The organism is Ruminococcus sp. AF20-12LB (assembly GCF_003478985.1).
Taxonomy (GTDB): Bacteria; Bacillota; Clostridia; order Lachnospirales; family Lachnospiraceae; genus Blautia_A.
Genome location: NZ_QUGH01000039.1, coordinates 1 through 596 on the forward strand (window position 1 = coordinate 1; position 596 = coordinate 596).

The 596-nt window shown below is 40.8% G+C and carries 1 pseudogene; it reads left to right on the plus strand.

Annotated elements, in window-relative coordinates:
- Nucleotides 1-366 (plus strand): annotated as a pseudogene (locus tag DWX61_RS18740) (IS30 family transposase); the annotation flags it as partial.
- Between the last annotated feature and the right edge of the window lie 230 nt (nt 367-596).

Here is a 596-nt window from a genome sequence, read left to right on the forward strand (position 1 = left end):
ATCCTCACAGACAATGGCTCCTCTTTTAAAGACCCTGAAATATTTGAACGTCCTGGAGATACAGCTCGTTTATCCCGGGTTTTCTACTGTGATCCTATGTCGTCCTGGCAGAAAGGCAAGTTGGAAAAAAACCATGAATTTATCCGTTATATCCTTCCCAAAGGTATCGGCTTCGCACAACTGAACCAGAGCAAGGTAACTCTGATAGCTAACCATATCAATAGCGTGGCAAGAGCCAGTTTAAACGGCTGTACCCCATTTAAACTGGCTCAGTTACTGATAGACAGAAAACTATTGGAACTTTGCGATCTTAAAGATATACCCGCGGATCAGGTGATATTAAAACCCACGCTGTTAAAGCACTAAATATCACATTCATTTCCGGCATCGTATTCTCCAGACCGGTGGAAGTTACCCTTGCAAAGAACAGCCAGCGGTCCTTTCGTGATGTTCCAATCCCGTAAAAACACGGTGTTTTCTCCTTATATTATAGTTTTGTTTTGTGTAAATATCTATATCTTGTAGAAATTAATTCTGCAGAAATCCCTTTACTTATCAGTACTAGCACATGGTGGAAGTTACTTTTTCATTCAACC